This is a genomic window from Salinicoccus sp. Bachu38, from assembly GCF_038561955.2.
In the GTDB taxonomy this organism is placed as follows: domain Bacteria; phylum Bacillota; class Bacilli; order Staphylococcales; family Salinicoccaceae; genus Salinicoccus; species Salinicoccus bachuensis.
In genome coordinates, this window is record NZ_CP138333.2 from 251,495 (window position 1) to 265,239 (window position 13,745).

The following is a 13,745-nucleotide window of genomic DNA, read 5'->3' on the forward strand; positions in this document are numbered from 1 at the left end:
TATACTTCCATTGTAGCAAAGACATGCGGCAGGGGCACTGATGAGGCTTTTCATGTGGTAAAATCACTGTATAATGAAAGAAAAGGCTTACATGACAAGGATACTAGGAGGCATTATATGAAGCAATGGTTGGATCAGGCACGTCATAGGGATGAGCGGGACGCACTTGCAAAGTACAAGGAGGAATTCTATCTGGGGGACGCTGTATACTATATGGATGGAAATTCACTCGGACTGATGAGCAGGCGGTCGGAACAGAGCATGCTCGATGTGATGGAAGATTGGAAAAATCATGGCATCGACGGATGGACCAGAGGGGAGCGCCCATGGTTCTACATGAGTGAGAGGGTCGGAGAGATGATGGCAGGACTTGTAGGGGCGGACAGCCACGAGGTGCTGGCGACCAGCTCCACAACGATGAATATCCATCAGACCATCCGGACGCTCTACCGACCGACGGATGAACGCCACAGGATACTGGTCGATGACCTGAACTTTCCGTCGGACATCTACGCGGTGCAGTCCATACTTGAAGATTACGGGTATGGGGACGGCATGGTCAAGGTGCCTTCTGAAGACGGCCATCTGCTGTCCACCGAGCGGATCATTGATATGATGGACGAGAGCATAGCACTGATATTGCTGCCGTCGGTGCTGTACCGCAGCGGACAGGTGCTGGAGATGGAAAAGATTACGGAAAAAGCGCATGAAAAAGGAATCATCATCGGATTCGACCTTTGCCATTCCATCGGTTCCGTCCCGCATCAGCTGAAGGAGTGGGGTGTGGATTTCGCTGTATGGTGTACATATAAGCACCTTAATGGAGGGCCGGGCTCCGTGGCCGGCCTGTATGTGAATGAGAAGCACCACCACCACCCTGTGAGCCTGAAGGGGTGGTTCGGCAACAACAAGGAAACCCAATTCGACATGGCGCATACGTTCGATCAGGCAGCGGACATCAGCCAGTACCAGGTGGGCACGCCGCATATATTTTCCATGGCCCCGCTTCTGGGGGCACTGGAAATGTTCACGGAAGCCGGCATCGGAAATATACGGCGCAAGTCGCTCGAACTGACGGACTTCATGATGGAGATGATCGAAGACGCCCTCCGGGACCATGACATCGACATCATCACGCCAAAGGACCATGACGCCCGTGGCGGACATATACTGATCGGCCACCCGAAAGCTGCCGGCATCAATGCCGCATTGAAGTCGAAGGGCGTGATTCCTGATTTCAGGGCGCCAAGCTATGTCAGGATTGCGCCGGTTGCATTATACAATTCATTCGAAGATGTCCACCATACCGTGATGATCCTGAAGGAAATCATGGATGACCGGCTCTACGAAGAGTTTGATAACAAGCGGGGAGTGATTGCATGATGTGGAAGGACATTACACAGCTGCTCGATGACGACATTGCACATTGGCCCGAGGATACACCGTTCAGCTACGCGCGCACAGTGACAAAAGCGGAGAGTGGCTCTGTCAACATCGGAAAGATAGAGACGAGTACCCATATCGGCACCCATATCGATGCGCCGTTCCATTTTGACGATGCAGGCGCAACGGTGGACGCACTCGATATCAACCGGTATATCGGCGAGGCTACGGTGATTGCAGTGGATGGAGGGAAGACCATTACATTGGAAGACATCGAACCCTACAGGATTGAAGGGACCACTCTGCTGATCAGGACGAAGGACAGGACGGAACGCACAGTATTCCCTGAATCCATCCCCGTGCTTGAGAAGCGGGCGGTCGAGCATATTGCTTCGCACGGCATCAGGCTCTTCGGCGTCGATGTCACCTCTGTCGATGATATCGATTCGAAGACGCTCGATATCCATCACCTGCTGTACGAAAGGGATATCATGATTCTGGAAAATGCAGTATTGGATGATATAGAGCCAGGCTACTATGACTTTGTGGCACTGCCATTGAAGCTCCGGGGTGCCGATGGGTCCCCCGTACGTGCAGCATTGCGACACAAAGGGGGATTTGACAATGAGTGACTATCAGGACCATACGCTGAACGGGGAAGACGTAAAGACTGATTTCCTGAAGGACATGACATACAGTGAGTATCTGAGCCTCGACCGCATTCTATTTTCGCAGAATACGATGACGGACCAGCATGATGAAACGCTGTTCATCATCATCCACCAGGTGTCGGAACTATGGATGAAACTGATCATCCATGAAATCAATTCGGCGATGGAAGACATAAAGGTCGATGATTTCAGGATGGCGTTCAAGAAGCTCGCCCGGGTGACGAACATCCAGAGGCAGATCATATCAGCATGGGATGTGCTTTCCACCATGACGCCAAGTGATTACCTGAAATTCCGTGACAGCCTCGGCAATGCTTCGGGATTCCAGTCCTATCAGAACCGCATGATGGAGTTCAGCCTCGGCTATAAGACGACACACGCCCTGAAGATATATGAGAAGGATTCCATCGTCCATGATATGCTGAAGGCGCAGCTCAACAAGCCGAGCATCTATGATGAAGCCATCCGGGCTGTTGCGAGGGCCGGATTTGAGATAGATGAGGAAGTGCTTGGGCGTGATGTGACGGAATCCTATGTACCGAATGCTTCGGTAAAGGAGGCGTTCAAACAGATATACCTGAATACCGATGAACATTTCGAGCTCTACGAGATGCTGGAGAAGCTCGTGGATGTGGAAGACCTGTACAGCCAGTGGCGGTTCAGGCACATGAAGACGGTCGAGCGCATCATCGGATTCAAAAAGGGTACAGGAGGCAGTTCCGGTGTAAACTACCTGAAGCGTGTAATCGATGATTATTTCTTCAAGGAACTCTGGGAACTGAGATCAGAACTATAGAAGGGGTGACAGTATGCGGGATTATGGCCAGACCAACATTTTCGATGATGTGATAAGGGAGGATGAAACTTTTGTCATCGTCGTCCAGGAGGTGACTGAGTACAATGGCCAGCTGCAGAAGCGTGTACTCAGGGAATATCCAAGCTTGAAGATGGATGGGATGAAGAACTTGTTCAGCCACCTGAAGGATGTCTATCTGGAGGAACCTTTCTCCGAACGGGGGAAATATTTCGATATCACCGTCTACACGAATGAGGACTATGCAGGGGACAACATATACGCCCATACAAAAAGGTATCGGAACAGCAAGGAATGGACGACGACTTCCAAATGATATGGCACCCCGGAACCACGGGGTGATTTTTTTATGCAAAAAATCATAGAAATCTGAATATTGTATTTATTGAAAGGTATTTTGTGTTACAATAATCAGTAAGTAAAGAAGAAATTTACAAAGGGGAGTAGGGTATGAAAAAATTCTCATGGTTACTGGTACTGATGCTTACGTTGTCATTCGTTCTTGCAGCATGCGGTGGAGGAAATGGCGGAGAGGAAACGACCGAAGACGAAACGACTGAGGGAGGCGAGTCTTCCGGAGACAGTGCTTCCGGTGAAAATTGGGTTGAAAACATCACTGTACTGACTGGTGGGGAAGCAGGGGTGTACTTCCCGATCGGCGTCTCAATGGCGGACATCATCGACTCCCAGCTTGAGGATGTTTCAGCTACCGGCGTTTCATCCGGTGCGTCCGTTTCCAATGCGGAACAGCTCAACAACGGGGAAGCCCAGCTTGCACTCGTACAGAATGATATCGCATATTATGGTGCAGAAGGCATAAACATGTTCGAAGAGCCGCTCGAAAACTACAGCGGTGTGCTCACACTTTATCCGGAGACGATCCAGCTTGTCACACTGGCTGATTCCGGCATTGAATCCGTTTCGGATCTTGAAGGCAGACGTGTCGCAATCGGGGACGTCGGTTCCGGTACAGAAGCGAATGCAACACAGATTCTTGAAGCACATGGTCTCAGCGAAGCCGATGTCGATGCTCAATACCTCGATTTCGCCGATGCTTCGACAAACCTTCAGGATGGCAACGTCGATGCAGCATTCGTAACAGCGGGTACACCGACAGGTGCCATACAGGAACTGAGCGCGAGTGCAGATGTCAGACTCATCAGCTTCGATCAGGAAGCGATCGATTCACTGACTGAAGAATACTCATACTATACGCAGCATGAGATTCCTGCAGATGCCTACGAGAACTTCGACAGCACTGCCACGACCGTAGCAGTCCAGGCGATGGTCATCGCATCCAATGACATTCCGGATGACCAGATGTATGAAATGACCAAGGCACTGTTCGAAAACCTGGACGACCTGAGCAATGCACACGTACGTGGTGAAGAAGTGACACTCGACACTGCACAGGATGGCATGTCAATCGATCTCCACCCAGGTGCTCAGCAATATTATGATGAGCAGTAATTGAATGGGAAAGAATAATAGTAAAAAGACATTGCAAAGGCGCAATGTCTTTTTATCCCTTATGGGAGTTTCAATTGTTGCTGCAGCAATCCTCCTTTACGTAACAAGGCCGCTCTACATTTCAATTTCCGATATGGAGACTGATGAGGAGTTATATGGAGCCCGGATTGAAGATGGCGAACGCTTCTCTGTTACATACATACATTCAGTCGAGCGTTCACCTGTAAAGGAAGTATTCGAGGTGCGTGGGACTGAAATATTCACTATGGAAAGCCATACGGAGTCATTTGGAGCAGGCATGCCATATGAAGGGGAAGTAATGGAGCTGGAGAATGGAAAATTCATCATCAGTGACATCAACAGGCCGGTGCATGGAGGAGCTTTGAGGATCCGTCCATCGTCGGTGTTCCCGCACCATATCATGATCGGAGAGGACGATGTCGTCATTTCGGATCCCCCATACAAGGGTAGAAACTTGGAGGTCGAAATCAGCCGGACCTTCTTTAAGAGGTGAATCAAATGGAAGAAAATGAACAGAAGAAAATGATCAGGGAGCTTGAGGGGAGCGACAGGGATCTTGGAAAGAAGATGGGGATGCTGGTCAGCATCGTAGCCATCGGTCTGGCCTTCTTCCACCTTTATGTGGCGGGATTCGGACTGCCCGGCATCGGTTCCCGGACTTTCCTGGTCGTCCATCTCATTTTGGGGGTCATACTCGCTTTCCTCATCTACCCGATCAAAAAGGGGATGAATCAGAAGACGATTCCATGGTACGACCTGTTGCTTGCTGTGCTTTCTTTGGCAATAGGAATCTATCTGATCAATCGTCAGACTGCAGAAGCAATTATGTCCGCAAGACCGACTGCAGTCGACCTGATCATCGGTGCAGTGTTCGTCGTGATCGTCATCGAAGCCACCCGGCGCGTGGTCGGCCTGCCGTTGATCATCATTGCAGCAATATTCATGGGATACTTCTTTCTCGGCGAATTCATGCCTGGAGATTTTTATCATAACCGCGGCGACTTTTCCCGCTTCGTCTATGAAATCGTCTATCGGAGCAACGGGATATTCGGAACGCCGATATATGCATCTGCCCAATTCGTTTTCATTTTCATATTATTTGGAGCCATACTTGAATCGACCGGAGCCGGAAAGATGTTCATCGATCTTGCCATCAGGGGCTTCGGCAAATTCAAAGGTGGCCCTGCCAAAGCGAGTGTTGTGGCCAGCGGCATGATGGGGAGTATCTCCGGGAGTTCAACTGCAAATGCGGTGACGACGGGAACATTTACAATCCCACTGATGAAAAAGGTGGGCTTTCCATCGCATGTTGCCGGCGGTATCGAAGTTGCTGCCTCCTCCAGCGGACAGTTCCTGCCTCCGGTCATGGGTGCCGCGGCATTCATCATGGTGGAATTTACAGGCATTCCCTACTATGAAATCATCAAAAGTGCATTCATTCCTGCACTTCTTGCATATGTAGGCATACTGTTCATGGTGCATTTCGAAGCGAGCAAGCATGGGATTGCCGGTATGGAACGCTCTGAAATGGCTTCTGCACGGAAGTTGATCATGACCCAGGGCTATATGCTGGTGCCGATACTGATCCTGCTTTATTACCTTGTGATAGAACGGGCATCAGTCAACGCGTCTGCCTTCTATTCGATTATAGCGATGATCATCATTGCACTTTTCACATACCGCTTCAAAGAGCGGTTGGGACGGACGATACTCTATGCGGCAATACTGCTTGCCGTGGCATTCGCCATGCAGTACCTGATTGGTTACCTCAACCAGGGTCTGGTTGCATTGAATGATGTTTTCGGTACAAGAGTTTTCAACAGCCAGACAATCCGGTGGAGGGATTCGATCTTCACCATGGTGTTAGGCGGTGTTCTTGTGGCCTTCCTATTCGGTCTGTTCCAGCGTTCGATGAAACAGGATAAAGTGAAGTCGGAGTATGGTTTCAAAGAGTTGCTGGAAGGTTTTGATACTGCATCCCGGAACGCTCTCAGCATCATCGTCGCCTGTGCGACAGCAGGGATACTGATCGGTGTCATAACGACCAGCGGCCTGTCCACGAAGTTTACGCGCATCGTCATCGAATTTTCCGATACGATCGAAGGTTGGCTGCCGAACTTCATGATTACGGACAACACCAACGTATACATTGCACTGGTACTTACAGTATTTGCATGTCTGCTGCTCGGACTGGGACTACCGACGACTGCGACCTATGTGGTACTGGCCGCAGTCATCGCCCCGGTCCTTACCGACCTTGGGCTGCCGGTCATTGTGGCCCACCTGTTCGTACTCTATTACGGGGTTCTGGCTGATGATACGCCACCGATCAATCTGCCGGCATACGCCACGGCGGGCATAGCAAATGCCGGCCCGATACGGACCGGGGTCCAGGGCTTCAAATATGACTCGGCTGCCCTGCTCCTACCCTTCATGTTCGCAATCAACCCGACCATACTGCTGATCACTGATGCCACAGCCATTGAAATGGCATGGGCTGTCATTACTGCAGCAATCGGCATGGCGACATTTGCTTCATTCATCCAGAATTACATGTTTACCCGTTACAGCATCATCGAAAGGGTGGCGGCGGCGGCCACGGCCCTGCTGTTCATCCAGAGCGACTTCGTTACGGACGGCATCGCCGTTGGACTGTTCATACTGCTGGTCCTTTTCCAGCTCTATAAAAGAAGGAGAAACAAGCGTGCCGCACAGGCGGCTTGATGGAAACAACCGGGAAAACTGAATTCCCCGGTTGTTTTTTGTTGTGGGCAATTACACAATCTGATGATAAAAGTTTGTCCCCCGATGCAAATATCTTTATAATGGTTATTGTATACTAGCGGTATACTGCGAATATTGAAAATAACACTTGAAGCGGAGGATTTTCAAATGAGAATTATAGTAGCAGGAGGGGACGGCTTCTGTGGATGGCCGACAGCCCTGTATCTTTCCGAGAAGGGCCATGATGTAACCATCGTGGACAACTTGGTGAGACGTGAGATCGATAATGAATTGCACTCCAATTCCGTGACACCGATCGCCTCTCTCGAGGAGCGTGTGGATAAGTGGAAAGAGCTCACCGGCAAAGAGATCAAAGTCTATGAAGGTGACCTTAATCACTATGATTTCCTGAGCCTTGTATTCAAAAATGAACGTCCAGAGGCATTTGTTCATTTTGCTGAACAGCGCTCAGCACCATACTCCATGATCGATCGCCAGCATGCGGTATATACGCAACAGAACAACGTGCTCGGCAACCTCAACGTACTTTATGCAATCAAGGAATTTGAACCGGACTGCCATCTGATCAAACTCGGTACAATGGGAGAGTATGGCCAGCCGAACATCGATATTGAAGAAGGCTATATTGAAATCGAACATAAAGGGAGGAAAGATACCCTGCCATTCCCTAAACAGCCGGGTTCTTTCTATCACCTTACGAAAGTGCATGACACACATAACATCATGTTCGCATGCAAAATCTGGGGCATCCGTGCAACAGACCTCAACCAGGGTGTCGTCTATGGTCTGAATACGGAGGAAACGAAGAAGGATCCTATCCTTGCGAACCGTCTGGACTATGATGGCGTGTTCGGAACGGCGCTCAACCGCTTCCTCATCCAGGCAGCAATCGGCCATGATATGACAGTGTATGGCTCAGGCGGCCAGACACGTGCATTCCTGAACATCAGAGACACGGTACGCTGTGTTGAAATTGCTGCCGAAAACCCTGCAGATCAGGGAGAGTTCAGGGTGTTCAACCAGTTCACGGAATCATTCTCCGTACAGGAGCTTGCCGAAAAGACACAGCAGGCTGCGAAAGATCTTGATATCGAAGCATCCATCAAGAACATAGAAAACCCGCGTGTTGAAAACGAGGACCACTACTATAATGCGGTCAATACAAACCTGATCGACCTGGGCCTTGAACCATATCTGCTCACGCAGGACGTACTTAAGGAAATCCTCCAGGAAGCCCTCGAACACAAGGACCGCATTATTGTAGACAACGTCCTTCCGAAAGTGACTTGGAAGTAAGGAGAGGTAGAGCCGTATGAAGATAGCCATTGTCACAGAAACATTCCTGCCATCGACGGATGGCATCGTGACGAGACTGACAAAAGCGATAGACTATTTTATACGGGAGGGCCACGAAGTTCTGGTCATTGCCCCAGATCTTGGTGTATATGACTATAAGGGTGCGAAAGTGGTCGGCGTAAAGCCGATCACTTTCCCTTTTTACAGGTATCGTAAATGGGGAGTCCCTTCCCGAAAAGTGTATCATGAACTGAAGAAATTCCAGCCGGACGTTGTGCACGCAGTAAATCCCATACTCCTTGCAACAAGCGCAGTCAAAGCCGCTCAGAAATTGGACCTGCCTCTGGTCTCCTCCTATCACACGCATCTGCCGAAATATCTGGACTACTACAAGATCTACAAACCGGCCAAACCACTCCTCTGGTGGTACATCAAGCGCAATCACAAGAATGCCGACCTCAATCTGGTGACATCCAAAGCCATCCGCGACGAACTGGATGCACAGGGCATCAAACGGCTGGACATCATTCCGCGTGGTGTGGACGTCATCCATCGGCACCCCGACTACAGGGATGAAGGGATGAGGGAAAGGCTGACGGGGGGGAACCCATCCAATAAACTGCTTGTGTTCATCGGCAGGATAGCAGTCGAAAAAGAAATCCACAAGCTGCTGCCCCTATTGGAGAAGCGTCCTGATATCAGCCTGGCGATCATCGGTGATGGGCCTGCCCGGGCGGATATAGAGAAACGGTTCAAAGGAACCAATACAGTGTTTACCGGCTTCGTCCACGGTGAAGAGTTATCCAAAGCCTTCGCCACCGGAGATGCCTTCATCTTCCCTTCGGTTTCGGAAACGCTGGGACTGGTCATTCTCGAATCGATGGCTTCCGGCCTGCCGGTGATCGGTGCGAAGAGCGGACCAACGAATGAACAGGTACATCATGGCGTCAACGGCATGCTTTATGAAAATGAAGACCTGGACAGTATGATGGAAGCAGTATCCGTTCTTGAAGATGAAGAGAAGCTTGAGACGATGAGAAGGAATGCCAGGAACGAAGCACTGGATTATGCATGGGATAAGACATCCCAGCGCCTGATCGACTTCTATATGGAAGCAAGGGACAGACACTCTGTCGGTAGCAGAAATATGTAAGGGAAAGGAAGATGGTTATGCGCATGGTAGATATTATCGCAAAAAAGCGTGACGGAGGAGAATTATCCAAGGAAGAAATCGAACATTTCATTAAAGGCTATACAGATGGAGACATTCCAGACTATCAAGTATCCAGTCTGCTCATGTCGATCTTCTTCAATGATATGACCCAGGAAGAGCGTGCGAACTTGACGATGGCCATGGTGAAGTCGGGGGATGAGGTCGATCTTTCAGCAATCGAAGGTGTGAAAGTCGACAAGCACTCCACGGGCGGTGTCGGTGATACGACGACGCTTGTGCTCGCACCACTCGTTGCGGCACTCGATGTACCGGTCGCGAAGATGAGCGGCCGTGGGCTCGGCCACACGGGGGGAACAATCGACAAGCTGGAAGCGGTCGAAGGTTTCCATGTCGAGATCACCGAGCAGGAATTCACAGACATCGTCAATCGTGACAAGGTGGCGGTCATCGGCCAATCCGGCAATCTGACACCGGCGGACAAAAAACTCTATGCACTCAGGGATGTTACAGCGACAGTCAACTCCATTCCGCTGATTGCGAGTTCCATCATGAGCAAGAAGATTGCAGCAGGTGCAGACGCCATCGTCCTCGATGTCAAAACGGGTGATGGTGCATTCATGAAGGATGAAGAGGACGCAGTCGAATTGGCACGTGCGATGGTTTCCATTGGAAATAATGTCGGACGCAATACAATGGCCATCATCTCAAGCATGTCTGAGCCCCTTGGCTATGCCATTGGCAATGCTCTGGAAGTAAAAGAGGCCATCGACACGCTCAAGGGGGAGGGTCCGGAGGATCTCACGGCGCTCTGCCTTGAACTCGGGGCCCAGATGGCGGTGCTCGGCGGCGCTGCAGAATCCCTCGATGAAGCAAAGGACAAACTGCGTGCAGTCATCGATAATGGCCAGGCACTCGAGAAATTCAAAGTATTCCTGAAAAACCAGGGCGGTGACGCCTCTGTCGTCGACGATGTATCGAAACTGCCGCAAGCCCAATACCAGTTCGAAGTGAAGGCGGATGACAGTGGCTTCGTGGAAGAGATTGCTGCCGAGGAAATTGGCATCGCTTCTGCCATGCTTGGCGCAGGACGTCAGACGAAAGAAGATGAAATCGATCTTGCGGTCGGTATCGTACTGAAGAAGAAAGTCGGCGACCGTGTAGAGCAGGGTGATACGATTGCTGTAATCCACAGCAACTCTGAAGACATCGGGGAAGTTGAACTGAAAATCCTTGATAACTACAGGATCGGCAGCAAGGAAAATAAAATCGAATTGATCAAACAGGTCATTACAGAATAGAAAAGGCTCCCTCGGGAGCCTTTTTCCATGCACTTCCGTTTATTTTTACAGTATTCCCGATTTGCATTATAATGGAGGAAAAGATTTGTGGAGGCCAAAGATGATAACAAACTGGATACCTCAATATGAACTGATGGAGAAAAGCTACCAGGAGAAGCTTGACGCGCAATATCAGGCGCTTGACACCGATGAAATTAAAGCGGTTTATGAAGATGTATACTTGAATCCGAAGAGTGTGGATATGGAGTCCATCAAAGAGGTGCCCTACGTGACACCTGACGAACTGGAGGGTGACATGCTGGAGGATGTTGCATACCAGGCCATGGCCGAAGGGCAGGTAGCCGTCCTTCTGATGGCAGGCGGCCAGGGCACACGTCTCGAGCATCAGGGGCCGAAGGGGACATTCTCCTTCGAAGGACGTTCTCTTTTCGAACTCCAGGCTGCCCAGCTGAAGGCATTTGAAGAAAAGGCGAAGACGCCGGTGCAGTGGTACATCATGACGAGCGATGTCAACCACGGGGAGACACTCGAATTTTTCGAGGAGCACCGCCACTTTGGACTGGAGCCCGGAAACATCCATTTCTTCAGGCAGGAGCACTTCCCGGCCTTATCGAAAGAAGGGGAACTGCTGATCAGCGAAAGCAAGAACATCATGCTGACGCCGAATGGCAACGGCGGAATATTCGGTGCACTGAAGCATAGCGGCATGCTGGAAGATATGAAATCCAGAGGCATCAGTCATGTGTTCATGAACAATGTCGATAATGTCGTAGTGAAAGTGGCAGACCCGCTGCTTGTGGGCCTTCATATTCAAAATGGCAACGAAGTGACCTCGAAATCGATCGCACCAAAACCGGGTGAGAGTGTGGGACGGCTGTGTCTTGTCAACGGAGAGAAGAGCGTGGTGGAGTATACCGAACTTCCTGAAGGCGAGGGGGATGCTTTCAAAAATGGAAATATCGGCATCCATGTGTTCAGCACTGATTTCCTCGAGAAGGCGGCAGATGTCAAGATGCCCTATCATCTGGCATTGAAGAAGCTGGAACATATGAACAGGACCCTCCAGGTCGTCAAAGAGGAAGGTCTCAAGTTCGAGAAGTTCTATTTTGACGCCTTCAGACATGCAAAGACGCATATGACACTCCAGGTGGACCGCAAGGGAGAGTTCTCCCCACTTAAGAACAAGGTGGGCAAGGACAGTATCGAGACTGCATACAGGGACCTTATGGATGAAGGACTGATATGATGTTCATCCGCCAGAACGGACCTCCCAAAAGTCTATACTGGAAGAAGCAGGGAATGGGTGAGAAGCTCGGAGATTCCCTGAAACACATTGTACCCCTGTCCTTTGGGGAAGAAGTGGGAAACAGTGTAAGCCATGGCGTAGCAGCACTCATATTCATAGGACTGCTGCCATTCACCTCGGTCTACATGTATGTGCAGGGAGGCACCATGCATGCGGTGGGCGGTTCAATCTACGTCATCAGCATTCTGCTCATGTTCCTGACATCGACGCTCTACCATTCGATGGCACATAACACCCAGCATAAGTACATCATGCGCCTCGTGGATCACAGCCTGATCTATGTCGCAATTGCGGGGACGTATACGCCCATCGCCCTCTCGGTCATCGGTGGCACTTGGGGAATGGTTACGCTCATCATCCAATGGGCAGCGGCCGTTTTCGGCATCCTGTACAAGGTGCTCAGCCCGAAGGTCAACAGCAAGGTGAGCCTTGGATTCTACCTGGTCATGGGCTGGATGGCGGTCATCTTCTTCCCGCATATCTTCAATAACACCAACTGGATGTTCCTGCTCATGCTCGTGCTTGGCGGAGTGAGCTACACTGTCGGTGCATGGTTCTATGCACAGAAGATGCGGAAATACTTTCATATGATATGGCACTTCTTCATCATTGTGGCGAGCTTCCTGCACTACGTGGGCATAGTATTCTACATCCACTGATGAATAGATATTCGCTTTTGATTTTTTTATTCAGTTTGTTATGATAGGTACTGTTGTTAAAATCAAAATTGGAGTTGATTCGATGAAAATTGTCTTTTACGGTGCGGGTAACATGGCGAGTGCCATATTCATTGGCATGATAGAGAATAACGTCGTGAAACCGGATCAGATCTATCTGACCAGCAGAAGCCAGCAGGAAAAGATCATGTTCTTCAAGGAGAATCTTGGGGTCAATGTTTCATATGACGATGCAGAACTGCTGGATGGTGCTGATTATGTCATCCTGGCCAGCAAGCCGCAGAGCTTTCCGGATGTTGCCAAAAGAATCCGTCCGCATCTGGAGGAAAAGACAAAAATCGTATCTGTCATGGCGGGTACACAGATCAAGACGATCCGGCGGGAGCTGAAAACGGAAAATCCGATTGCGAGGCTCATGCCGAACACAAACGCCATGGTCCAGCACTCGGTCAGCGGAATCAGCTACTCCGAAAACTTCCCGGACAAGGATGAACTGGTCGAACTCATGGAAAGTTTTGGGACGACCGTAGTGGTGGAAGAGGACGTCATGCACAATATTACTGCAGCAACCGGGTCCGGTTCGGCATTCCTGTACTATATATATGAAAAATATGCCGAAAGTCTGATGGAGCTCGGGTTTGATGAGGAAGAGGCGCTGTTCCTGACACGCAACCTTGTGATTGGAGCTGGAAAAATGGTGGAGGACTCCGAATTGCCGTTCAGTCAGCTCAGAAAAAACATCACTTCAAAGCATGGTACAACTGAAGCCGGACTGAATGCCCTTGATGGAGAAGGCATCAAAGAGATACTCACTGCAACATTGAATGCTGCAGCGAACCGCAGTGAAGAATTGAGTCAGGATGACGAATAGCATCAGAGCATAAATGTGT

13 protein-coding genes are annotated in these 13,745 nt (G+C 50.1%); all 13 read left to right on the forward strand.

Going from position 1 to position 13,745, the window contains the following annotated elements; genetic code table 11:
* The first annotated feature begins 117 nt into the window (after positions 1-117).
* The gene (kynU, locus tag RQP18_RS01330) at positions 118-1,383 is read left to right on the forward strand and encodes a kynureninase (protein ID WP_342388379.1); all 1,266 of its coding nucleotides are present in this window, start codon (positions 118-120) and stop codon (positions 1,381-1,383) included.
* Positions 1,380-2,015: a cyclase family protein gene (locus RQP18_RS01335; protein WP_342388380.1), complete on the forward strand. Its 636-nt coding sequence runs from the start codon at positions 1,380-1,382 to the stop codon at positions 2,013-2,015. The genes kynU and RQP18_RS01335 overlap by 4 nt, the downstream gene beginning before the upstream one ends.
* Positions 2,008-2,850, forward strand: coding sequence for a tryptophan 2,3-dioxygenase (locus tag RQP18_RS01340; protein ID WP_342388381.1), 843 nt, complete (start codon positions 2,008-2,010; stop codon positions 2,848-2,850). The genes RQP18_RS01335 and RQP18_RS01340 overlap by 8 nt, the downstream gene beginning before the upstream one ends.
* Before the next feature lie 13 nt (positions 2,851-2,863).
* On the forward strand, positions 2,864-3,184 hold the full coding sequence (locus RQP18_RS01345; protein WP_342388382.1) for a hypothetical protein: 321 nt from the start codon (positions 2,864-2,866) through the stop codon (positions 3,182-3,184).
* A 134-nt stretch (positions 3,185-3,318) separates the two neighbouring features.
* A complete protein-coding gene (locus tag RQP18_RS01350; RefSeq protein WP_342388383.1) occupies positions 3,319-4,338 on the forward strand; it encodes a TAXI family TRAP transporter solute-binding subunit in 1,020 nt (339 codons plus the stop codon).
* A gap of 61 nt (positions 4,339-4,399) precedes the next feature.
* Positions 4,400-4,852, forward strand: coding sequence for a DUF1850 domain-containing protein (locus RQP18_RS01355; RefSeq protein WP_373446101.1), 453 nt, complete (start codon positions 4,400-4,402; stop codon positions 4,850-4,852).
* A gap of 5 nt (positions 4,853-4,857) precedes the next feature.
* Positions 4,858-7,083, forward strand: coding sequence for a TRAP transporter permease (locus tag RQP18_RS01360; protein ID WP_342388385.1), 2,226 nt, complete (start codon positions 4,858-4,860; stop codon positions 7,081-7,083).
* A 168-nt stretch (positions 7,084-7,251) separates the two neighbouring features.
* Positions 7,252-8,400 (forward strand): NAD-dependent epimerase/dehydratase family protein, encoded by a 1,149-nt coding sequence (locus RQP18_RS01365; protein ID WP_342388386.1) that lies wholly within the window; start codon positions 7,252-7,254, stop codon positions 8,398-8,400.
* A 16-nt stretch (positions 8,401-8,416) separates the two neighbouring features.
* Positions 8,417-9,553, forward strand: a complete 1,137-nt coding sequence (locus RQP18_RS01370; RefSeq protein ID WP_342388387.1) for a glycosyltransferase family 4 protein — start codon at positions 8,417-8,419, stop codon at positions 9,551-9,553.
* Between the two features lie 17 nt (positions 9,554-9,570).
* Positions 9,571-10,872 carry a pyrimidine-nucleoside phosphorylase gene (locus RQP18_RS01375; protein ID WP_342388388.1) on the forward strand — a complete coding sequence of 434 codons (1,302 nt, stop codon included), beginning with the start codon at positions 9,571-9,573 and terminating at the stop codon, positions 10,870-10,872.
* Between the two features lie 100 nt (positions 10,873-10,972).
* Positions 10,973-12,118, forward strand: a complete 1,146-nt coding sequence (locus RQP18_RS01380) for a UTP--glucose-1-phosphate uridylyltransferase (protein ID WP_342388389.1) — start codon at positions 10,973-10,975, stop codon at positions 12,116-12,118.
* A gap of 53 nt (positions 12,119-12,171) precedes the next feature.
* Positions 12,172-12,837 carry a PAQR family membrane homeostasis protein TrhA gene (gene trhA / locus RQP18_RS01385; protein WP_373446155.1) on the forward strand — a complete coding sequence of 222 codons (666 nt, stop codon included), beginning with the start codon at positions 12,172-12,174 and terminating at the stop codon, positions 12,835-12,837.
* 82 nt (positions 12,838-12,919) lie between these two features.
* Entirely contained in the window at positions 12,920-13,726 is an 807-nt protein-coding gene (gene proC, locus RQP18_RS01390) for a pyrroline-5-carboxylate reductase (RefSeq protein ID WP_342388390.1), read from the forward strand.
* Positions 13,727-13,745 lie beyond the last annotated feature (19 nt).